Annotated in this window: 13 protein-coding genes; 7 read left to right on the forward strand and 6 right to left on the reverse strand. The window is 67.2% G+C overall.

Features of this window, described 5'->3' with window-relative positions; translation table 11 throughout:
- Window positions 1-71 precede the first annotated feature (71 nt).
- Both ASG17_RS10565 and ASG17_RS10570 read right to left on the reverse strand, forming a co-directional pair.
- Window positions 72-2,417 (reverse strand): TonB-dependent receptor, encoded by a 2,346-nt coding sequence (locus ASG17_RS10565; protein WP_056102807.1) that lies wholly within the window; start codon window positions 2,415-2,417, stop codon window positions 72-74.
- Window positions 2,418-2,496: 79 nt separating this feature from the next.
- On the reverse strand, window positions 2,497-4,143 hold the full coding sequence (locus ASG17_RS10570; protein ID WP_056102810.1) for a tetratricopeptide repeat-containing sulfotransferase family protein: 1,647 nt from the start codon (window positions 4,141-4,143) through the stop codon (window positions 2,497-2,499).
- A 359-nt stretch (window positions 4,144-4,502) separates the two neighbouring features.
- On the opposite strand from ASG17_RS10570, the gene ASG17_RS10575 reads away from it, so the two are divergent.
- From ASG17_RS10575 to ASG17_RS10585, 3 genes are read left to right on the forward strand one after another with little or no spacing between them, the layout of a single operon-like run.
- Window positions 4,503-5,684, forward strand: coding sequence for an aromatic ring-hydroxylating dioxygenase subunit alpha (locus tag ASG17_RS10575; RefSeq protein ID WP_056102813.1), 1,182 nt, complete (start codon window positions 4,503-4,505; stop codon window positions 5,682-5,684).
- A gap of 22 nt (window positions 5,685-5,706) precedes the next feature.
- A complete protein-coding gene (locus tag ASG17_RS10580) occupies window positions 5,707-7,317 on the forward strand; it encodes an NAD(P)/FAD-dependent oxidoreductase (protein ID WP_056102816.1) in 1,611 nt (536 codons plus the stop codon).
- A 42-nt stretch (window positions 7,318-7,359) separates the two neighbouring features.
- Window positions 7,360-8,040 (forward strand): glycoside hydrolase family 11 protein, encoded by a 681-nt coding sequence (locus ASG17_RS10585; protein WP_200935054.1) that lies wholly within the window; start codon window positions 7,360-7,362, stop codon window positions 8,038-8,040.
- On the opposite strand, the gene ASG17_RS10590 is transcribed toward ASG17_RS10585, so the two are convergent.
- On the reverse strand, window positions 8,037-8,600 hold the full coding sequence (locus tag ASG17_RS10590) for a TetR family transcriptional regulator C-terminal domain-containing protein (RefSeq protein ID WP_235560407.1): 564 nt from the start codon (window positions 8,598-8,600) through the stop codon (window positions 8,037-8,039). The genes ASG17_RS10585 and ASG17_RS10590 overlap by 4 nt on opposite strands.
- 168 nt (window positions 8,601-8,768) lie before the next feature.
- Between ASG17_RS10590 and ASG17_RS10595 the strand changes: the two genes are divergently transcribed.
- Together ASG17_RS10595 and ASG17_RS10600 are read left to right on the forward strand one after the other, a co-directional pair.
- Window positions 8,769-10,895 carry a pyrroloquinoline quinone-dependent dehydrogenase gene (locus ASG17_RS10595; RefSeq protein ID WP_056102823.1) on the forward strand — a complete coding sequence of 709 codons (2,127 nt, stop codon included), beginning with the start codon at window positions 8,769-8,771 and terminating at the stop codon, window positions 10,893-10,895.
- Window positions 10,867-12,180: a hypothetical protein gene (locus ASG17_RS10600; RefSeq protein WP_056102827.1), complete on the forward strand. Its 1,314-nt coding sequence runs from the start codon at window positions 10,867-10,869 to the stop codon at window positions 12,178-12,180. Before ASG17_RS10595 ends, ASG17_RS10600 begins: the two co-directional genes overlap by 29 nt.
- Window positions 12,181-12,579: 399 nt before the next feature.
- On the opposite strand, the gene ASG17_RS10605 is transcribed toward ASG17_RS10600, so the two are convergent.
- The 3 genes from ASG17_RS10605 to tpiA form a co-directional block, all read right to left on the reverse strand.
- Window positions 12,580-14,229, reverse strand: coding sequence for a CTP synthase (locus tag ASG17_RS10605; RefSeq protein ID WP_056102831.1), 1,650 nt, complete (start codon window positions 14,227-14,229; stop codon window positions 12,580-12,582).
- Window positions 14,230-14,319: 90 nt separating this feature from the next.
- Window positions 14,320-14,739 carry a preprotein translocase subunit SecG gene (secG, locus tag ASG17_RS10610; RefSeq protein ID WP_056102834.1) on the reverse strand — a complete coding sequence of 140 codons (420 nt, stop codon included), beginning with the start codon at window positions 14,737-14,739 and terminating at the stop codon, window positions 14,320-14,322.
- Window positions 14,740-14,823: 84 nt separating this feature from the next.
- On the reverse strand, window positions 14,824-15,573 hold the full coding sequence (tpiA, locus tag ASG17_RS10615; RefSeq protein ID WP_056102838.1) for a triose-phosphate isomerase: 750 nt from the start codon (window positions 15,571-15,573) through the stop codon (window positions 14,824-14,826).
- 127 nt (window positions 15,574-15,700) lie between these two features.
- On the opposite strand from tpiA, the gene ASG17_RS10620 reads away from it, so the two are divergent.
- Both ASG17_RS10620 and trpE read left to right on the forward strand, forming a co-directional pair.
- Window positions 15,701-17,629, forward strand: a complete 1,929-nt coding sequence (locus ASG17_RS10620) for a peptidylprolyl isomerase (RefSeq protein WP_056102840.1) — start codon at window positions 15,701-15,703, stop codon at window positions 17,627-17,629.
- Window positions 17,630-17,634: 5 nt separating this feature from the next.
- Window positions 17,635-19,152 carry an anthranilate synthase component I gene (gene trpE, locus ASG17_RS10625; RefSeq protein WP_056102842.1) on the forward strand — a complete coding sequence of 506 codons (1,518 nt, stop codon included), beginning with the start codon at window positions 17,635-17,637 and terminating at the stop codon, window positions 19,150-19,152.
- Window positions 19,153-19,203: the final 51 nt, after the last annotated feature.

The raw sequence follows: 19,203 nt of genomic DNA on the forward strand, positions 1-19,203 counted from the left end.
GACGCTTCCGTCATCAACACAAGCCGAAACCGGCGGGCTAGCGACCGAGGCCACCCGCCCGCGCGGGATCGTCAGAACCGCCGGCCGAACTTCAGGCCGATGGTGCGTGGTTGCGTCGGGATGAAGTAGGTCTCGGCGCCGCAGACGGCCTCGGCGCATTGGGCGAAGCGGCTCAGTTGCGCCTCCTCGTCAAAGACGTTCTTCACATAGGCTTCCAGCGTCCAGCCCGACATCGCCTCGATGCCTGCCGAGGCGTCGACCAGGGTGTAGGCCGGCAGGTCGCCGGTGATGGCGGCCGCCGCCAGGCGCAGGTCGGACGGCGCGCTGGTCTGATGCACCAGCGAGCCCTGGACGTGGGCGTCGAAGCCCGCGAACTGGAACTCGTACCGCGCGATCAAATTCCCCTTGAAGCGGGGCGTGATCGGCAGGCGCGTGCCTGACGGGGCCTCCGGAGAGGGACAATCGGTTTCCGGATTGCCGTTCGCATCGACGAAGCCGCAGAAGTTCTCGGTCAGCTCGCTGTCGATGTAGGCGGCGGAGGCCGTCAGTGTCAGGCCATTGCTGACCGCCCAGGTGATGTCGGATTCGACGCCCTTCACCTCGGCCTGGCCCGCGTTCTTGATCTCCGTCAGGCCGCTTTGGCCCAGGATGGAGAACTGGAAGTTCGTCCATTCCTGGATGTAGGCCGCGCCGTTCCAGCGGACGGCGTTGTCCATTAGCGTCAGCTTCCAGCCGACCTCGTAGTTCTTCAGATAGTCCGACTGGTAGGGCGGCAGCGAACCGCGCCGATTGATGCCGCCCGGGCGATACCCCTCGGAATAGGTGGCGTAGACCAGCTTGTCGTCGTCGATGTTGTAGGTGACGTTGAACTTGGGAACGACGTCCTCTTCCTCGACCGACTTGTCGAGATTCATGCACGGCGCGTCGCGGGTGGTGGCGTCGGCGAAACAGGCCGCCACGCCGGTGCCGCTGCTGAAGCCGTCGCCGTAGCCGAAGAAGCCGCGCAGGCTGTTCTCGGACTTGAAGGCGCGCAGACCGCCGGTGATCGTCAGTCGTTCCGTGACGTCGAAGCTGGCTTCACCGAAGACGGCGTAGTCGGTGTCCTCGCGCACCTGGGACGTCAGCCAGATCGTGCCCGGCCGGCCGTTGACCGAGATGCCGGCGCCGATGCCGTCGATCTTGTAGTCCTGGAAGATGTCGTGCTGCTGGTTCTGGTAGAACAGGCCGCCGACGACGCGGAAGCGTGCATCCTGCGGGCTGGACAGGCGCAGTTCGTGGCTATCCTTGGTGAAATCGTCCCGGCCCAGGATGTACTGGGACGGATTGACCATCTCGCCGGCGTCATCGGTGAAGTAGGCGCCGTAGCCGAACAGGGTGTCGTAGAAGAAGGCGTAGTCGGAGTAGTCCAGCGACGACTCGAACGTCCGCTCCATGTGCGCGCCGGCGTAGGTGACGTCGAAGCTGCCGATACGTCCCTCGACCAGCAGGGCCGCCTGATACCACTGATCCTTGGCGAACTCGGGATTGTAGTGGGTGACCGACAGCGGTCCGACCAGGGCGTCCGAGCCAAAGAAGCCGTTGCTCTCCTCGACCTGGCCCATGATCGACGGCGTGACGGTCCAGCTGTCGTTCAGGTCGATCTTCAGCGCGGCGCGGGCGCCGTAGGTGTCGATGTCGTTGTAGTCGTCTTCGGCCAAGGCGGCGTTGTCGTCGATGATGCCCGACGACGGATAGAGGCGCGTGCCCTGGACGTTGTCGATGTAGCCGGCGGTGTGGCTGGTCCAGCCGACGGCGCGCAGTGCGACATTGTCGCTGATCGGCTGGTTGATGAAGCCCTCAAGCACATAGCCTTCGCCGCCGTGGGCGACCGTGTTCACCTCGACGTCGAAGCCGGCCTCGAAGCCAGCCGCGCTGGGCTTGTTGGTGATGATCCGCACCGTACCGGCCTGGGAGCTGGCGCCGTACAGCGTGCCCTGCGGGCCGGCGAGGGATTCGACCCGGGCGACATCGTAGAGGTGGATGTCCAGCGCACCCTGGATGGTCGTGATGGGCTGTTCGTCCAGATACATGCCGACGCTAGGCAGGGAACCGGAGTGGTTGCCGTCGCCCCCCGATGCCACGCCGCGCATATAGACGCTGCCGACGCCGGGGCCGTAGGTCTGGAACGACACCGCCGGCAGGTACTTCGCATAGTCGTCGAAGTCAGAAAGGTGCAGCTGCTCCAGCGTCTCCTCACCCAGGACCGCGATGCTGATCGGCACGTCCTGCAGGTTCTCGGAGCGCTTCTGGGCGGTGACGATGACGTCGTCCAGCGACGCCTCCTGCGCCATCGCGGCGCCCGCAGGATAGAGCATGGTCGTGGCCAGAAGCGCGGCCGGACAGAGCATCCGCTTCAGTGTCTTGGGCGTGGTCTTCATTCTCGTGATCCCCTCAGTGTTTTTCAGTTGTCGTGTCATCCCCGCGCCGGTTTCGGCTGCTCGGGCATTCTGTGGCCGCCTACGGCGGCGCGTTTGGATAGGTGTCGAGAACCGGGCCCAGCGCCGCCTTCAGCGGCCCCAGCCACGGCTCGTAATGTCGCCACTGATCCAGCCCGTCGCGGAAGATGGGCTTGCGGACCTGTTCGGAACTGGCGGTGCGCACGGCCCGCTCGGTCTCGTGGAAACGCAGGCAGGCCTCTTCGAACGGCAGGCCGCAGTAGTCGAGCAGGCGTCGCGTTTCGGCCTCCGGCGCCTCGACCATCTGTTCATAGTGGACGCGGTGGATGCGCCCCGGCGCGACGGCGTCGAAATGGGCCATCAGGTTCACATAGTCGCGATAGTAGAACCCCAGGTCGGTCAGGTCATAGCTGAACCCCTGACCTCGCGCGAAATGCTGTTTGAAGGCCGAGAAGCAGCAGGCCATCGGATGGCGCCGCGCATCGATGATCTTCGCATTCGGCAGGGCCATCAGGATCAGGCCGACGTGCGCGAAGTTGTTCGGCATCTTGTCGACGAAAAAGGGCCGGTCCGACTTGCGGTGCACCCGCGTCGTTTCGAGATAGCCCTCGCCTAGCGCCCGGATGGCGTCGCCGTCCAGGCCGCTCATGATCTCCGGATAGGCCGAGGCCTCACTGCGCTTCTTCCGACCGCCCAGATCCCGCGCGATGGCGGTGATGTCGGGCAGCTCCATCGTGCCCTCGACCTGCGAATGGCTGGACAGTATCTGCTCAAGCAAGGTCGAGCCTGAGCGCGGCAGCCCAACGATGAAAATGGGGTCCGGCGCGGCGCAACCCTGATCGCGCGCGCCCTCCAGCAGGTCGCGGCTGAACACCGCCCGGCTGCGCGTCACATGGTCGGTCGTCTCGGCGGCGTCATAGCTCAAGCCTCGCCGCCGCGCCGCCGCGCCCGAGGCGTAGTGGCGGAACGAGGCCTCATGGTCGCCCGCGTCCTCGAACGCCTTGCCGAGCGCGAAGTCGAGGTGGAAGCGGTCCTCGTCGCCGATGTCCGCCCGCTGCGCCTGGCCCTGCATGGCCGCGATATCGTCGGCTGTCAGGCTGACGGTCTTCAGATTGGCCAGGCTCCAGTAAGCCTCGCCCAGACCGGGCTCCAGCGCGATGGCCTTGCGGTAGGCGGCAATGCAGTCGTCCTGCCGCCCTACCGTCTTCAGCGCGTGCCCATAGCTGAGCCAGGCGCGCGAATGGCCGGGATGGCCCGCCAGCACGCGGTCGTAGATGTCGATGGCTGCGGCGTATTCGCCGATCCGCACCAGGGCGGCGGCCTTGAGGTTCAGATAGGTGGCGTTGTCCGGCCGCCGTTCAAGCAGGGCGTTCAGCCCGGCCAGAGCTTCGACCGACTTGCTCTGCCGGTACTGCGCCAGCGCCAGCTGATGCGCCGCCGCCTCGAAGCTCGGCGCCAGTTCGACGGCGCGCTGCAGCAGGCTCTCGGCGTCGCCATACCTACCCAAGCGCGCCGCCACCTCGGCCAGCATGCGGATGGCGGCGATGTCGCACGGATGCCGGCGCAGATGCTCGCGTAGCATGGGCTCGGCGACGGCGATGCGGTTCTCAACCAGCGCCTTGCCGGCCTCGATCAGGGCAGGATCTTTCTGGGGCGCTGCGATGTAGCGAGCGAAGGCAGCGTCGGCGCCGGCGGCGTCTCCCGCCATCGTCAACTGGGTCGCCAACGCCCGCCACACGACGGCACGCTCGGGCGTGCGCTGGACGGCGGCTCTGAGGTCTGAAATCCGATCAGCCGGATACGTGTCTTCGAGCGGCGCCGCGCGCCTGTTCACCACAGCAGGGCTCAATCCCCGACCGGCCATCACGCTCCCCACGAACCCGCAAAGGTTCGACCCCGAACGCCCTGTTTGGCCCTGAAAACGCGCCTCCCCAGGCGGTACGCTTTTTATTGTACTGTCATACAGTAAGCACGATTGCCGAAGCCTTGCAATCGCGCCCCGCTTGCCGACGTCGAACAGTTATTATACGATCGTAAAATACGGAATCTCGTCGTCGAGGGCCATCCATGCCGCTGTCCCAACCGACTGTACAGGACGCTTCGGACCCCGACGCCGACTGGACCCTGCCCGCCTGGCTCTATCACGACCCGGAGTATTTCGAGGTCGAGATGGCGCGCGTCCTGCGCCCGTCGTGGCAGGTGGTCTGCCACCTGAACGACCTGCCTGAAGCCGGCCACTACCGCACCCTCGACTTCCTGGGCGAGAGCGTCGTCGTGGTGCGCGGCGAGGATGATCGGGTCCGCGCCTTCGCCAACGTCTGCCGCCATCGCGGCGCGCGGGTGGTGGATGGCCCCGGCGGCTGCGTCCGCGCCCTCACCTGCCCCTATCACGCCTGGTCCTATGGCCTGGACGGCGCGCTGAAGGGTGTGCCGCTGGGCGCGACCTATCCGACGCTCGACAAGGCGACGATGGGCCTGATGCCCGTCGAGTTGGAAGTCTGGCGCGGCTTCGTCTTCGTGCGTCTGGAAGGCGGCGGCCCGTCGGTGGCCGAGATGATGTCGCCCCATGACGACGAGGTCGCGCCCTATCGGTTCAAGGAACTTCAGGCCATCGGCCGCGTCACCCTAAGACCCCGCACGGTCAACTGGAAGAATGTCGCCGACAACTATTCCGACGGCCTGCACATCCGCGTCGCCCACCCGGGCCTGACCCGCCTGCTGGGCGCCAGCTACGGCGTCGAGGCCCAGCCCTGGGTGGACAAGATGTGGGGTCAGGTCGGCACGCGCGCCTCCGACAATCCGTCCGAGCGCCTGTATCAGCACTTCCTGCCGCGCGTGGATCACCTGCCGGAGGAGAACCAGCGCCTGTGGCTCTATTTCAAGCTCTGGCCGAACGTCGCCTTCGACATCTATCCCGACCAGATCGACTTCATGCAGTTCATCCCGATCTCGCCGACGCTGACGATGATCCGCGAAATCTCGTACGCCCTGCCCGACGAGCGGCGCGAGATGAAGGCGGCGCGGTATCTGAACTGGCGCGTCAACCGCCAAGTCAATCTGGAAGATACCGACCTGATCCAGCGGGTCCAGGACGGCATGGCCTCGCCCAGCTTCACCGTCGGCCCCTTGAGCGAGCACGAAGTCTGCCTGCGCAACTTCGCTGGCAAGGTCCGCGACCTGATCCCCGAAGCGCGCCTGCACCAGCCGCCCGCCCCCGGCTGGAGCCGCCGGCCCCGACCCGTTTCCTGATCCTTCTGAACGCGAGCCCGACATGAGCAACGCTCTTGACGCCGTCATCATCGGCGCCGGCCACAACGGCCTGGTCTGCGCCTTCTATCTGGCGCGCGCCGGCCTGAAGGTGCGGATCGTCGAACGACGCGGCGTGGTCGGCGGCGCGGCCGTGACCGAGGAGTTCCACCCCGGCTTTCGCAACTCGGTGGCCAGTTACACAGTCAGCCTGCTGAACCCCAAGGTCATCGCCGATATGGGCTTGGCCGAACGCGGCCTGCGCATCGTCGAACGCCCCATCTCCAACTTCCTGCCCCAGGAGGACGGCGGCTATCTGAAGCTGGGCGGCGGGCTGGAGCGGACGCAGGCCGAATTCCGCAAGTTCTCCGCGCGAGACGCCGAGGTCCTGCCCGCCTATTACGACGCGCTCGAAGGCGTCGCCGACGTGCTGCGCTCTCTGGCCATGAAGACGCCGCCGAACGCTGGCGGAGGCCTCAAGGCCCTGCTGGCCGCCGCCGTCCAGGGCGGCCCCTTGGCCCGTCTGTCGCTCGACAAGCAGCGCGACGTTATGGACCTGTTCGTCAAGAGCGCCCGCAGCTTCCTGGACGGCTGGTTCGAGAGCGAGCCGGTCAAGGCGGCCTTCGGTTTCGACGCCGTGGTCGGCAACTACGCTAGCCCCGACACCCCCGGCTCGGCCTACGTCCTGCTGCACCACGTCTTCGGCGAGGTGAACGGCAAGAAGGGCGCCTGGGGCCACGCCATCGGCGGCATGGGCGCGATCACCACCGCCATGCGCGGCGCGTGTGAAGACCTCGGCGTCCAGATCGACGTCGACGCGCCCGTCGCCCGCGTCATCGTCGAGAACGGCCGCGCCGTCGGCGTGCGTCTGGAGAGCGGCGAGGAGATCCGTGCCCCGCGCGTCGTCGCCAACGTCGGGCCCAAGCTGCTCTACGACCGACTGATCGATCCCGCCGACCTGTCGCCCGAGTTCAACCGCAGAGCCAAGGCCTTCAAGGTCGGCTCCGGCACCTTCCGCATGAATGTGGCGCTGTCCGAACTGCCGGACTTCACCTGCCTGCCGGGCAAGGACGTTGCCGAGCACCACCAGAGCGGCGTCATCATCGCCCCCACGCTCGACTATATGGACCGCGCCTATATCGACGCCAAACGCGACGGCATGTCCGAGCGGCCGATCGTCGAGATGCTGATCCCCTCGACCGTCGACGACAGCCTGGCGCCGAAGGGCCAGCACGTCGCCAGCCTGTTCTGCCAGCAGTTCGCTCCGGTCCTGCCGGACGGCCGCAACTGGGACGACGAGCGTGAGGCGGCGGCCGACAAGATCATCGACACCGTCACCGCCTATGCGCCGAACTTCCGCGCCTCCGTGCTGGGTCGCCAGATCCTGTCGCCGATGGATCTGGAGCGCACCTTCGGCCTGATGGGCGGCGACATCATGCACGGGAATATGTCGCTGGATCAGCTCTGGGCCGCGCGTCCCTTCCTGGGGCAGGCCGACTATCGCGGCGAGCTGAAGGGCCTCTACCTGTGCGGCGCCGGCACCCACCCCGGCGGCGGCGTCACCGGCGCACCGGGCCACAATGCGGCGAAGGAGATCCTGGCCGATGGCTCGTGGCTGGGGCGGCTGGTAGGCTGAGGCCCTGGCGCGCGGCCGGATCCAAGATGTGCTGAGGATGAAATGTCGTTTATCTACCCCCTGTTCGTCCTGGCGATGACGGCAGCGCCGGCGGCCAGCGTCGCAGATGAGGTCAGCGAAGCGGCCCCGATCTGCGCCAATGCGACCGGCACGGACGATCAGGGCTTCTATACCTTCTGGCACGACACCGGCACGGGCTGCATGACGCTGGGGTCCGGCGGCGCCTATTCGGTGACGTGGGATCTGGGCGCGCAGGGCAACCTGGTCGCCGGCCGCGGCTGGGAAACGGGCGCCGAAGACCGGACGATCCATTACGCGGCGCGGACGTTCGAACCGGGGGCCAACGGCTATCTTGGCCTGTACGGCTGGTCCACCGATCCGCTGGTCGAATACTACGTGGTCGACAGCTGGGGGGATTTCGAACCGCCCGGCAATGCCGGCGAGTTCCTCGGCGCGTTTGAGAGCGATGGCGGCTCGTATCGCGTCTATCGCACCCAGCGGATCAACCAGCCGTCGATCCAGGGAACGGCGACCTTCTATCAGTACTGGAGCGTTCGCACGTCCAAGCTGACGACGGGCGCGCGCGCCACCATAACCTTCCAGAACCACGTCGACGCGTGGCGCCGCGTTGGCCTTGAACTGGGCGCCCTGAACTATCAGGTGCTTGCCACAGAGGGTTTCGGCAGCGTGGGCCGTTCCGACGTGGCCGTAACGGTACGCTAGGCCAGCCGACACAGGGGCCGCGCCAACAGATCATCCAGCCAGCGCTCCGCGACATCGCTGGCCTCCATTGCGCTGAAGGCGGCGCCGTCAAGGCACAGTTCCAGCCACAGACCGTCGACCAGCGCCGTCAGGCCAACCGCCATCAGGCGGATGTCCGCCGTTCCCCCCACGGGGCATGCCCGGATCAGCCGCTCGAGATCGTCGCGATAGAGCGCGTAGGTCTCACGGTGTGCGATCTGCAGCCGGTCGTCGGTCTTCACCAGGCTCCAGAACGCCACCCAGGTCGCCAGCAGCGCCGCATCCATCACCGGGGGCCGGAAACTGGCGATCACATAGGCCCGCAGGCGCGCCCGGGGATCGTCCCCCGCCGCCTCCACCGCCTCGTCCAGCGTCGCCGCGACCTGCGCGCCGACATCCCGATAGGTTTCGGCGATCAGGTGCGACACGCCGTCGAAATAGTGGGTCAGCAGCCCCGGCGACACGCCCGCTTCGGTGCAGATGCCTCGCACCGACACCCCCGCCGCGCCCTGGTCGGCCAGACACCGGGCACACGCCGCCATCAGCTCGCGCCTGCGGACATCCGGCGGAATGCGACGATGGGCGGCCCGTGTCATAGCGCGAACCATAGGACGCGCGCCGCACAGACGCGAGCCGCCGGCTTTTCGAAGATCAGCAGGGATAGGCTGGCCGGCGCTCGCGCTTTTTCCGAAACGCGATAGGGTCGAGGGATGGGCAGGCAGGATCTTCAGCGTCTGGGCGTCGTGGCGGCTGGCGTGCTGACGACCTTGATCATCCCGCTGGCGATCCAATTTTCGGGACCGGGCCAGGCGTCTCGTGCGGTGTCGGCGGTTGCCGACTGGCCGCGGTATGGCGGACCGACCGGGGATCGCTATTCCCCGCTGGAGCAGATCACCCCCGCCAACGTCGCCCGCCTTCAGGAGGTCTGGCGGGTCGAGACCGGCGACGGCGGATTGCAGACCAACCCCCTGATCGTCGGACGAACGCTGTACGCCTACACCGCAGATCAGAAGGTGATCGCGCTGGATGCCTCGACAGGCCGGCGGCTTTGGACGTTCGACTCGGGCGTCGCAGGGGCGCAGCCCGCGCGGGGAATGAGCCTGTGGCGATCCGGGGTGGAGACGAGGCTGTTCGCCGGCGTGGGCGACCGTATGTGGGCGCTGGACCTGAAGACGGGGCGGCCGATCAAGGAGTTCGGCGAAGATGGAGCAGTTGATCTGCGCCAAGGGCTGGGCAACGATCCGGAGCTGAACGCAACTTTCCTGACCACGCCCGGGGTCGTCTATCGCAACCTTGTCATCGTCGGCTTTCGTACATCGGAAAGCCGCCCGGCGGCGCCCGGCGCGCTGCGCGCCTACAACGTCCGCACCGGCAAGATCGCCTGGACGTTCCACTTCATCCCGCGCCCCGGCCAGTACGGCCACGACACCTGGCCGGCCGACGCGTGGAAGACGGCGGGCGGAGCCAACAACTGGGCCGGAATGGCGCTGGACGCCGAGCGCGGCATCGTCTTCGCCCCTACCGGATCGGCGGTCGACGACTTCTACGGAGCCGACCGACCGGGCGACAACCTGTTCGCCAACTCATTGGTGGCCATCGATGCCGCCTCGGGTCGCCGCCTCTGGCATTTCCAGGGCGTGCACCATGACATCTGGGACCGCGACTTCCCCTCGCCGCCCCAACTGCTGACCGTCACGCACCAAGGGCGCCGTATCGATGCGGTGGCGCAGACGTCCAAGCAGGGCTTCGTCTATCTGTTCGAGCGCGAGACCGGCCGGCCGCTATTCCCGATCGAGGAACGCGTCGTCGCCGCGTCCACCGTGCCCGGCGAGGTCGCCGCGCGGACCCAGCCCTTCCCCACAGCACCCGAGCCATTCGCGCGGCAACGGTTGACAGCGGAAGGGCTGAGTGACCGCTCGCCGGCGATCAACGCCTGGGCGCGCCGGGCCTTCGCCGCCCTGATGAACGGGCCGCAGTTCACGCCCTTCAGCGTGGATCGACAGACCGTTCTATTCCCCGGCTTTGACGGCGGCGCCGAATGGGGCGGCGCGGCCAGCGACCGTCGCGGCGTCATCTACGTCAACAGCAACGACATCGCCTGGCTGGGCGGATTGTCGTCGAACTCGGGCGAGATTTCGTGGGGTGAGTCGATCTATCGAAGCCAATGCGCCGTCTGCCATGGCTCCGACCGGCGCGGCGCGCCGCCGGAGTTTCCCAGTCTGCTCGGTGTGGGTGATCGTCTCAGCGCCTCCCGGATCGGCGCGATTTTGGATCATGGCGGCGGACGGATGCCCGCCTTTCCCGCTATCAAGGGCGACGAACGACGCGAGCTGATCGCCTGGCTGACGGGCGCCACAGGCCAGAACCGGGAGGTCGCTTCCGCAGGCCTGCGCCAGGCGTCGACCTACGGCTTCACGGGCTATCGCAAGTTCACGGACCCTGACGGCTACCCCGCCGTCGCACCGCCTTGGGGGACGTTGAACGCCATCGACATGAACAGCGGGCGCTACCTTTGGCGCGTGCCGCTCGGCGAGTATCCCGCGCTGGCGGCCCAAGGCGTGCCGACGACGGGGACGGAGAATTACGGCGGGCCGGTGGTGACGGCGGGCGGGGTGCTGTTTATTGGGGCCACCATCCACGATCGCCTCTTCCGAGCCTTCGACCGCAGGAACGGTCGGCTGCTGTGGCAGGCGCCCCTGCCCTACGCCGGGGTGGCGACGCCGGCCACCTACATGGTCGACGGACGACAGTATGTGGTGATCGCCGCGAGCGGGGCGCGCGATCAGGCGGGTCCGCAGGGCTCGGCCTATGTCGCTTTCGCCCTGCCGGGCCGGTGACAACTGGATCGAACCGGGTGATAGCGAAGGGATGAATGACGTCTCGGAACCGTCGACAAAGATCGTACTGGCCGACCGCAGCGACGGCCTGGGCCAGCGCATCCTGTCGATTCTGAAGGCCATGAACCTGGCCCAGATCATGGGCGTGAACTACGCCTTCACCTGGGATCACAAAGACCTTGAGCATCACGCCCTGCCGGCTGCGGCAGACGTCTTCACAGCCGACTATCTGGCCGCCCATATCGTCGAGAATCCGACCGACTTCTTTGAATTGAGCCAGCCCATCGCCGACCGCGCCCACATGGACAAGGCGGCGGAGGGCCTGAAGGGCTGGTCGCTGAAATCCAGCACGGCCTACCGCCGCCTGCCGACCGAACTCAGACGCAGCCCGCCCGGAACCTATGCAGCCCTGTTCGACGGCATCGGGTTTCGTCGGTACATCCGCAAAGCCATCTTGGCCGCCCGGCAAGTCAAGCTGGCAGAGCGCCCAGTCGCGATTCACTTGCGCGCAGGCGACATCATCTATGGCTCATATCGGTTTCGCGATCAGTTCACGCGCAAGGTGGTCGCATTGCCCGTCGCCCGCTGGCTGATCGAACATTGGAGGGCGGCGGGTCGAACGGTTGTGCTTTTTGCACAGGACCCCGAGGTGGCGGCCCAGTACAGAGATCAGGCCGACGTGATCGTGGCGGCCGACCTCAGCGAGCGCTTCGCAACGCCGATACAGCGGGCCCTTTTCGAGATCACCCTGATGTCACGTTGCGCTGAAATCCATGCGGGGTTCAGCGCCTTCGCCCACGTCGCGGCCCGGATCGGTGATTTCAAAGCCAAGGCGCCGCGTGACAGCCTGCCCTTGGAGCAGCAGGTGGATGTCATCAGGACAGCTTTGGCCGACCCAACGGTACGCCAGCGCGACCCCAGGCTTCAGACGGCTTTCGCCGCCTGGGCCGCTGCCGATGTCTTGCTCGAGCAACAACGCTGGTCCGATGCCTTGCCGCTGCTGGAGCGAGCCGTAGCGGACGATCCTGTTAACGGCTTCTACCGCGTGAAGCTCGCTAGCTCGCTTTACCGCCTTGAACGGGACGCTGAGGCCGACGCCGTCATGGCCGCCGCGCTTGAAAGCCAGAACAGGTCGATCAGGAAAGCCCGGCAGATCGCTCTCGCCGCTCTTAAGGAAACGTCTGGCAAAGGCTTCACCCTGCAGTCGGACCGCGAGATCTTCGCGGAGGCGAGCTCGAGGGGGTCTGAGCAGGCGCGTCGTCTGGCGGACCTCACGGCACGCTGACGGAAACCGCCGGATCCGCGTCGGGCCCTAGGCGCCGACGAGCGACTTAACGGTAAGACCCAGTGCGCTGACCATGCACGCCAGCGATCCCACGGCGAACGCGCGAAAGTGGCGGTGAATGAAGTAAAGCAGATCTCCGGCCATCGGCGTCCTCCCAGACGCTAAGTATTGTTTTCGGATAGCAGTTCAACGCCGCCGTTCAGCAAAGGATGCCCGATTCGGCTTAATCCAGCGTTCCCAAATGCGTTATCGGTCGCGACAGGAATGCTGCATGCGCGAAACGGCACTGCAGCGTAAGTAATCGTCGGCTGGGCCGCGCGCGACGTTCATCGCGCAGGAAGCCGCGATGACGGTCCGGCGCTGTCGCATCGTGACGAACAGGCGCCTTGGCGACGCGCCTTAAACCAGTCGGCTCTGCACGAGCGCGGCGCCGATGAAGCTGGCGAACAGAGGGTGCGGCGCGAAAGGGCGGCTCTTCAGTTCGGGGTGATACTGCACGCCGATGAACCACGGATGGTCATCACGCTCGACCGTTTCAGGCAGGACGCCGTCCGGCGACAGGCCCGCAAACCTCAGCCCCGAAGTTTCGATGGCATCGCGGTAGTTGATGTTCACTTCGTAGCGATGGCGGTGCCGCTCGCTGATCGTCGTCGAGCCGTAAATGTCAGCGATCTTCGAGCCGGGCGTGAGTGTTGATTCATACGCGCCCAGCCGCATGGTGCCGCCCAGATCGCCGCCTTGCTGACGTAGCACCCGCTGGTTGCCTTGGGTCCACTCGGTCATCAGCCCGACGACCGGCTCGGAGGTCGGGCCGAACTCGGTCGAGGACGCCTTGGGGAACCCGGCCTGGTTCCGCGCCGCCTCGATCACCGCCATCTGCATGCCGAAGCAGATGCCGAAGTAGGGAATGTTGCGCTCACGGGCGAAGCGGGCCGCCTCGATCTTGCCCTCGGCCCCACGCTCGCCGAAGCCGCCGGGGACCAGCACCGCGTGCGCGCCCTGCAGACGGTCCTCGCAGGCCTGGCGGTCGCCCTCGAAGGTGTCGGCCTCGACCCAGTCGATATTGACCTTCACCTGATTGGCGACGCCGCCGTGATGAAGGGCCTCGATCAGGGATTTGTAGGCGTCCTTCAGCACCGTGTACTTGCCGACGACCGCGATGGTGACCTCGCCGTCCGGCTGCAGACGGCGGCGGACGATCTCGTTCCAACCGGTCAGGTCAGGCGCCGGCGCGTCCGTGATGCCGAAGTGGGCCAGGACTTCGGAGTCCAGGCCCTCGCGGTGATAGTCCAATGGCACGGCGTAGATGTCGGCCGAGTCCATCGCCTGAATCACGCCCGAAGCGCGGACGTTGCAGAACAGGCCGATCTTGCGCTTCTCATCCTCGGGAATCGGGAATTCGCAGCGGCACAGCAGGATGTCCGGCTGGATGCCGATGGACCGCAGCTCCTTCACCGAATGCTGCGTCGGCTTGGTCTTCATCTCGCCGGCGGTCTTGATGAAGGGCAGCAGCGTCAGGTGCACGAAGCACGACTGACCGCGCGGCAGGTCCTGGCCCAGCTGGCGGATCGCCTCGAAGAAGGGCAGGCCCTCGATATCGCCGACGGTGCCGCCGATCTCGACCAGCACGAAGTCGACGTCGTCGCCGTCGTCGGTCAGGGCGGGCGTGAGGCAGAACGCCTTGATCTGGTCGGTGACGTGCGGGATCACCTGCACGGTGGCGCCCAGGTAATCCCCGCGGCGTTCCTTCTCCAGGATGGTCGAATAGATTCGACCGGTCGTGATGTTGTCCGACTTGGCGGCCGAGACGCCGGTGAAACGCTCGTAGTGGCCCAGGTCCAGATCAGTCTCGGCGCCGTCGTCGGTGACGAAGACCTCGCCGTGCTGATACGGGCTCATCGTGCCCGGATCGACGTTGAGATACGGGTCCAGCTTACGCAGCCGGACCTTGTAGCCGCGCGCCTGCAGAAGCGCGCCGAGAGCGGCGGAGGCGAGGCCTTTTCCCAATGAGGAAACCACGCCGCCGGTGATGAACACGTAACGGGCCATGGGAGATCACTCTACCGCCGATTCGGCCGGCGACTTCCGGAGACTTTGAGGGCGGGAGAAGAAGGCGGGGATAAGCGCCCCGCCCGCATCTTACTGGGCGGGTGCGGGGGCCGGAGCAGGAGCCTGGGTCGACGCCGCCGGCAGGCTGGCCTCCAGGTCATCCAGCGAAGGGCCGGACGGCGTAGCCGGAGCCGGGGCGGTCTCGGCCGGCGCTTGCTGCTGACCGGCCGACGGCGCGGCCAGCGCGCCGACGGCGTCTGCGTCGATTACCGACTGCGAGGCTCGGTCCATGTTGCCGACAACGGTCAGAGCAATGGCGCAGATGAAGAAGGCGGCCGCCAGCCACCAGGTCGTGACCGTCAACAGGTTGCCCGCGCCGCGCGCGGTCATGAATCCCGACGGCCCTCCGCCCATGCCCAGCGCGCCGCCTTCGGAGCGCTGCAGCAGGATCACGCCGGCAAGCGCGATCGAAATCAGGATCTGGGCGACGAGGAGGATGGTCTGGAGCATGACGGTCGCAAGGTGGGGCGCGCGGCCGCGCCGATCAAGCGGCGGCGTCTAACATCCGCCGGGGCGATAGGGAATAGCGGTAAGCTAAGCCGCGCGGATGATGGCCAGGAAGTCGTCAGCTTTCAAAGAGGCTCCGCCGACCAAAGCGCCGCCGACACCCTCGACATGCAGGATATCCGCCGCATTCTTCGGATTGACCGAGCCGCCGTACAGGATGGGCGCCGTCTCGCCGGCTGATCCGAAGCGCTCGGCCAGTACGCGGCGCACCACAGCATGGATTTCGGCGATCTGGTCCAGCGTCGGCGTACGGCCGGTGCCGATGGCCCAGACAGGCTCGTACGAAACGGCGAAGGCCGCAGTGCGTGCCTGGTCCGGCACGGAGGCGCGGACCTGGCGTTCGACGATATCAGCCGCCTGGCCAGCGTCGCGCTGCTCCAGCGTCTCCCCGACGCAGATGATCGGGGTCAGTCCGGCGGCCAGTGCGGCGCGCGCCTTTGCCGCAACCAATTCGTCGGACTCGCTGAAGCCGGCGCGCCGCTCCGAATGGCCTAGAATGACAAACGCCGCGCCCGCTTCACTCGCCAGCTCGGCGGAAACGCAGCCTGTAAAGGCGCCGGACGGTTCGGCCCGGCAATCCTGGGCGCCGATCTGGATGGGCGATCCGGCTACGGCCGACCCGATCCGCTCCAGCAGGGTCGCGGGAGGGCACAGGACGACCTGATTGGCGGTCGGCTGGTCTTTCAGGGCCTCGGCCAGCAGGCGAGCCTGCTCCAGGCCGCCGGCGGCGCCGTTCATCTTCCAGTTTCCGACGATCAGCTTCACGGATTGTTTCATGGCGGCGGTGTCTAGGCGGTATCGCGCCGCTCGCCAAGGCCATCCGCTTGCGGGAGGGGCCGCCGTGCCACTATACGGCTGCAGCCCTTCCAGGCGTCACCGGCCATCGGCCCGTCGAGTTTCCTTGATGATTTCCCACTTCCGCAACTTCGCCAAATCGCCCGTCGCGATCGTGCTGTTCGTCCTTCTGATGATCAGCTTCGCCGTCGTCGGCTCGCAGATGGACGTCTTCGGCGCCTTCGGAACCAAGCATGTCATCACAGCCGGCGACCGCAGCGTGGATGGCGCGGAATACCGCGCGGACTTCGAGCGGGTGCGGACCAATCTGCAGGAACAGGCCGGTCGTCCGGTGTCGATCCAGGACATGGTCGACGAGAACATCGACGCCCGCTTCCTTGAGAGCCAGACCCAGCAGAAGGGCTTTCTGGCCTGGGCCTGGAAGGCCGGCATCCGTCCCGGTCAGGCCCTGATCATCAAGCAGATCCGCAAGATCCCGGCCTTCTTCAATCAGGTCACCGGTCAGTTCGATCAGGCGCAGTACGAGCAGGCCCTGGCCCAGCAGAACGCCACCCCCGCGCAGCTCGAACAGGAGTTCCGCGACCAGTACGCCACCGAGCATTTCGCCGCCGGCGTCTTCGCCGGCGCGCGCGCGCCGCGTATCTACGCCGCCCTGCTGGCCGGTCAGGCGCTGGAGACGCGCGATGGACGCTGGTTCCTGGTCACGCCCGCCATGGCCGGGGCCGTCGCCAACCCGACCGACGCCCAACTGAACAGCTTCATCCAGGAAAACGCCGAGCGCCTGCGTCGCCCCGAGTTCCGCGTCGCCTCGGTCGCCCTGTTCACCCCGACGGCCGCCGATAGCGCCGCGACGATCCCTGACGCGAAGATCACGGAACGCTTCAACTTCCGCCGGGACGCCCTGTCCGACCCGGAGAAGCGCACCTTCGTGACGCTGACCGCGCCCAGCCGCGCGGTGGCCGACCGCATCGCCGCCGCCTTGCGGGCCGGCCAGTCGCCGGCCGACGTGGGCCGCGCCAACAGCATCGAGCCGGCCGAGTACACCGACTCGCCGCGCACCGTTCTGGGCGACCAAGCGGTCGGCGCCGGCGTTTTCGCGCTGCAGTCGGGCCAGGTTTCCGATCCGATCCAGGCCGGCGTCGGCTTCACCGTCGCCAAGGTCACCGCCATCACCCCGGCCAAGCCCGCCACGCTGGAAGGCTCGCGCGCCGCCATCGTCGAGGAGCTGCGGCAGGAGGAGGCGCGCCAGAAGACCTACGCCCGCGTCGAGGCCTATGAGCGTGCGCGCCAGGCCGGCAAGTCGATGGCGGATGCGGCCCAGGAGGTCGGCGCCCGTGTCATCACCCTGCCGCCCTTCACCCAGGACGGAAAGCTGCCCAACGGCCAGCCGTTGCAGGCGCCTGAGCAGATCTTCTCGACGGCTTGGGGTCTTTCCAAGGGTGGCGAGAGCGACATCGTCGACGCCGGCCAGGGCCAGTATTTCGCCGTCCGTGTGGACGACATCCGCCCGTCCGCCCTACCGGCCATCGCGGAGGTCCGCGCCCCGCTGACGGAGCAGTGGAAACTGCGTGAGGAAGCCCGCCTGCTGGCTGCGAAGGCCGAGGAACTGGCAGCCCGCGTCCGCTCGGGCCAGGACATCGCCGCCGTCGCCGCCTCGGCCAATGCGACGCTGGTCACCCGCGCCGGCATTCAGCAGTCGCGCGACAGCCAGACGGCCCTCGGCCAAGGCGTGCTGCAAGGACTGTTCGGCCAAGGTGCGGGCCAGGTCTTCAGCTTGCCGAACGCCCAGTCCAGCTATGTCGTCGGCCGCGTCGATCGGATACACGCCGCCGTGCCGGCGCTGGCCGCGCCGCTGGTCGAACAGGCCCGTCCGCGGATCACCCAGGACATCGTCCAGGCCATGATCCAGAGCTCGATCGCGGCCGGTGCGCGCGATGTCAAAGCCAAGAACGATCCGGTCCTGGCTCGTCAGGCGCTGGGTCTATCCGACACCCCGGCCGCCCCCGGCGCCCCGGCGCCTGCCGCGCCCGCGCGCTGACGGTCGTGGGGACGGAGGAGGCCGCCGCCCCGGACTTCGCCGCGTTCGCGGCCGGCTATCGCGCCGGACGCCCGCAGACGCTGGTCCGGCGGCTGATCGACGATCTGGAGACGCCCGTCTCGGCCTTCCTGAAGGTGGGCCGGGATCAGCTGTACGCCTGCCTGCTGGAGTCGGTCGAAGGCGGCGCGGTCAACGCGCGCTACTCCATCCTGACATTGGAGCCGGACGTGGTCTGGCGCTGCCGGGGCCTGTCGGCCGAGGTCGCGCGCGGCGACGCGATAGGCCAAGGCCGCTTCACGCCTGAGAGCGACCCCACGCTAGACTCCCTGCGCGCTCTGATCGCCGCGTCGAGGCTAGAGCTGGCGGCCGATCTGCCGCCCATGGCTGCGGGCCTCTTCGGCGTGTTTGGATATGACATGGTCCGGCTGCTGGAGCCGCTGGGCGAAGCCAATCCGGACCCCTTGGACCTGCCCGACGCCGTCCTGACGCGGCCTGGCCTGGTCGCCATCTTCGATTCGGTGAAGCGAGAGATCGTGCTGGTCTCGGCCGCCTATCCGGACGGCGGCATGGACGCCGAGGCCGCCTTCCAGGCCTGCGTCGGCCGGCTTGACCGCTTCGAGACCGCCCTGCGACGCCCCCTGCCCGCCTTGGCCGAGGCTGTCCCTCAGGATGCGCCCGACTTCGTCACTGCCGTCTCCCAGGCCGGCTTCGCAGACATGGTCGCGGCGGCCAAGGACTACATCGGTGCCGGCGACATTTTCCAGGTCGTGCTGAGCCATCGCTTCGCCGCGCCCTACGACGGCGATCCCTTCGCTGTTTATCGCGCCCTGCGTCGTCAGAACCCCTCCCCCTACCTCTTCTTCCTTAACTTTGACGGCTTCCAGCTGGCGGGCTCGAGCCCGGAAATCCTGGTCCGGCTGAAAGACGGCCGCGTCACCATCCGCCCGCTGGCCGGCACTCGGCCTCGCGGCGAGACGCCCGAGCATGATCTGGCGCTGGAGGCCGAACTGCTGGCCGATCCGAAAGAGCTGGCCGAGCACCTCATGCTGCTGGATCTGGGTCGCAACGACGTCGGCCGCGTCTCCGCACCCGGCACGGTCGAGGTCACCGAGAGCTTCAAGGTCGAACGCTACAGCCAGGTCATGCACATCGTCTCGGACGTGCAGGGCCAGGCTGACCCTCGACTGGACGCCGTCGACACCCTTTTGGCCGCCCTGCCTGCCGGCACCCTGTCAGGGGCGCCCAAGGTGCGGGCCATGGAAGTCATCGACGAGCTGGAAACCGAGAAGCGCGGCGTCGGCTATGGCGGGGGCGTCGGTTACATCTCCGCGTCGGGCGAGGCGGATATCTGCATCGTCCTGCGCACCCTGATGTTCGCGGACGGACAGGTCTTCGTCCAGGCCGGCGCCGGCGTCGTGGCCGACAGCGACCCGAAGGCCGAGTATGCGGAGACCCAGGCCAAGGCCCGCGCCCCGATGAAGGCCGCCGCCGACGCATGGCGGTATCCGACCGGCAACCGCTGAGACGTACGTTCTTATATTGTTCTTGCTGAATCGACGCGATTGATCCCCATA

It is taken from the genome of Brevundimonas sp. Leaf363, from assembly GCF_001424025.1.
Taxonomy (GTDB): Bacteria; Pseudomonadota; Alphaproteobacteria; order Caulobacterales; family Caulobacteraceae; genus Brevundimonas.

Excerpts from the sequence above, each read along its gene's own strand:
- ASG17_RS10565 (WP_056102807.1), bottom strand. The coding sequence starts at position 2,417 with ATGAAGACCACGCCCAAGACACTGAAGCGGATGCTCTGTCCGGCCGCG.
- ASG17_RS10570 (WP_056102810.1), bottom strand. The coding sequence starts at position 4,143 with ATGGCGGGAGACGCCGCCGGCGCCGACGCTGCCTTCGCTCGCTACATC.
- ASG17_RS10575 (WP_056102813.1), top strand. The coding sequence starts at position 4,503 with ATGCCGCTGTCCCAACCGACTGTACAGGACGCTTCGGACCCCGACGCC.
- ASG17_RS10580 (WP_056102816.1), top strand. The coding sequence starts at position 5,707 with ATGAGCAACGCTCTTGACGCCGTCATCATCGGCGCCGGCCACAACGGC.
- ASG17_RS10585 (WP_200935054.1), top strand. The coding sequence starts at position 7,360 with ATGTCGTTTATCTACCCCCTGTTCGTCCTGGCGATGACGGCAGCGCCG.
- ASG17_RS10590 (WP_235560407.1), bottom strand. The coding sequence starts at position 8,600 with ATGGCGGCGTGTGCCCGGTGTCTGGCCGACCAGGGCGCGGCGGGGGTG.
- ASG17_RS10595 (WP_056102823.1), top strand. The coding sequence starts at position 8,769 with ATGGGCAGGCAGGATCTTCAGCGTCTGGGCGTCGTGGCGGCTGGCGTG.
- ASG17_RS10600 (WP_056102827.1), top strand. The coding sequence starts at position 10,867 with ATGTCGCTTTCGCCCTGCCGGGCCGGTGACAACTGGATCGAACCGGGT.
- ASG17_RS10605 (WP_056102831.1), bottom strand. The coding sequence starts at position 14,229 with ATGGCCCGTTACGTGTTCATCACCGGCGGCGTGGTTTCCTCATTGGGA.
- secG (WP_056102834.1), bottom strand. The coding sequence starts at position 14,739 with ATGCTCCAGACCATCCTCCTCGTCGCCCAGATCCTGATTTCGATCGCG.
- tpiA (WP_056102838.1), bottom strand. The coding sequence starts at position 15,573 with ATGAAACAATCCGTGAAGCTGATCGTCGGAAACTGGAAGATGAACGGC.
- ASG17_RS10620 (WP_056102840.1), top strand. The coding sequence starts at position 15,701 with ATGATTTCCCACTTCCGCAACTTCGCCAAATCGCCCGTCGCGATCGTG.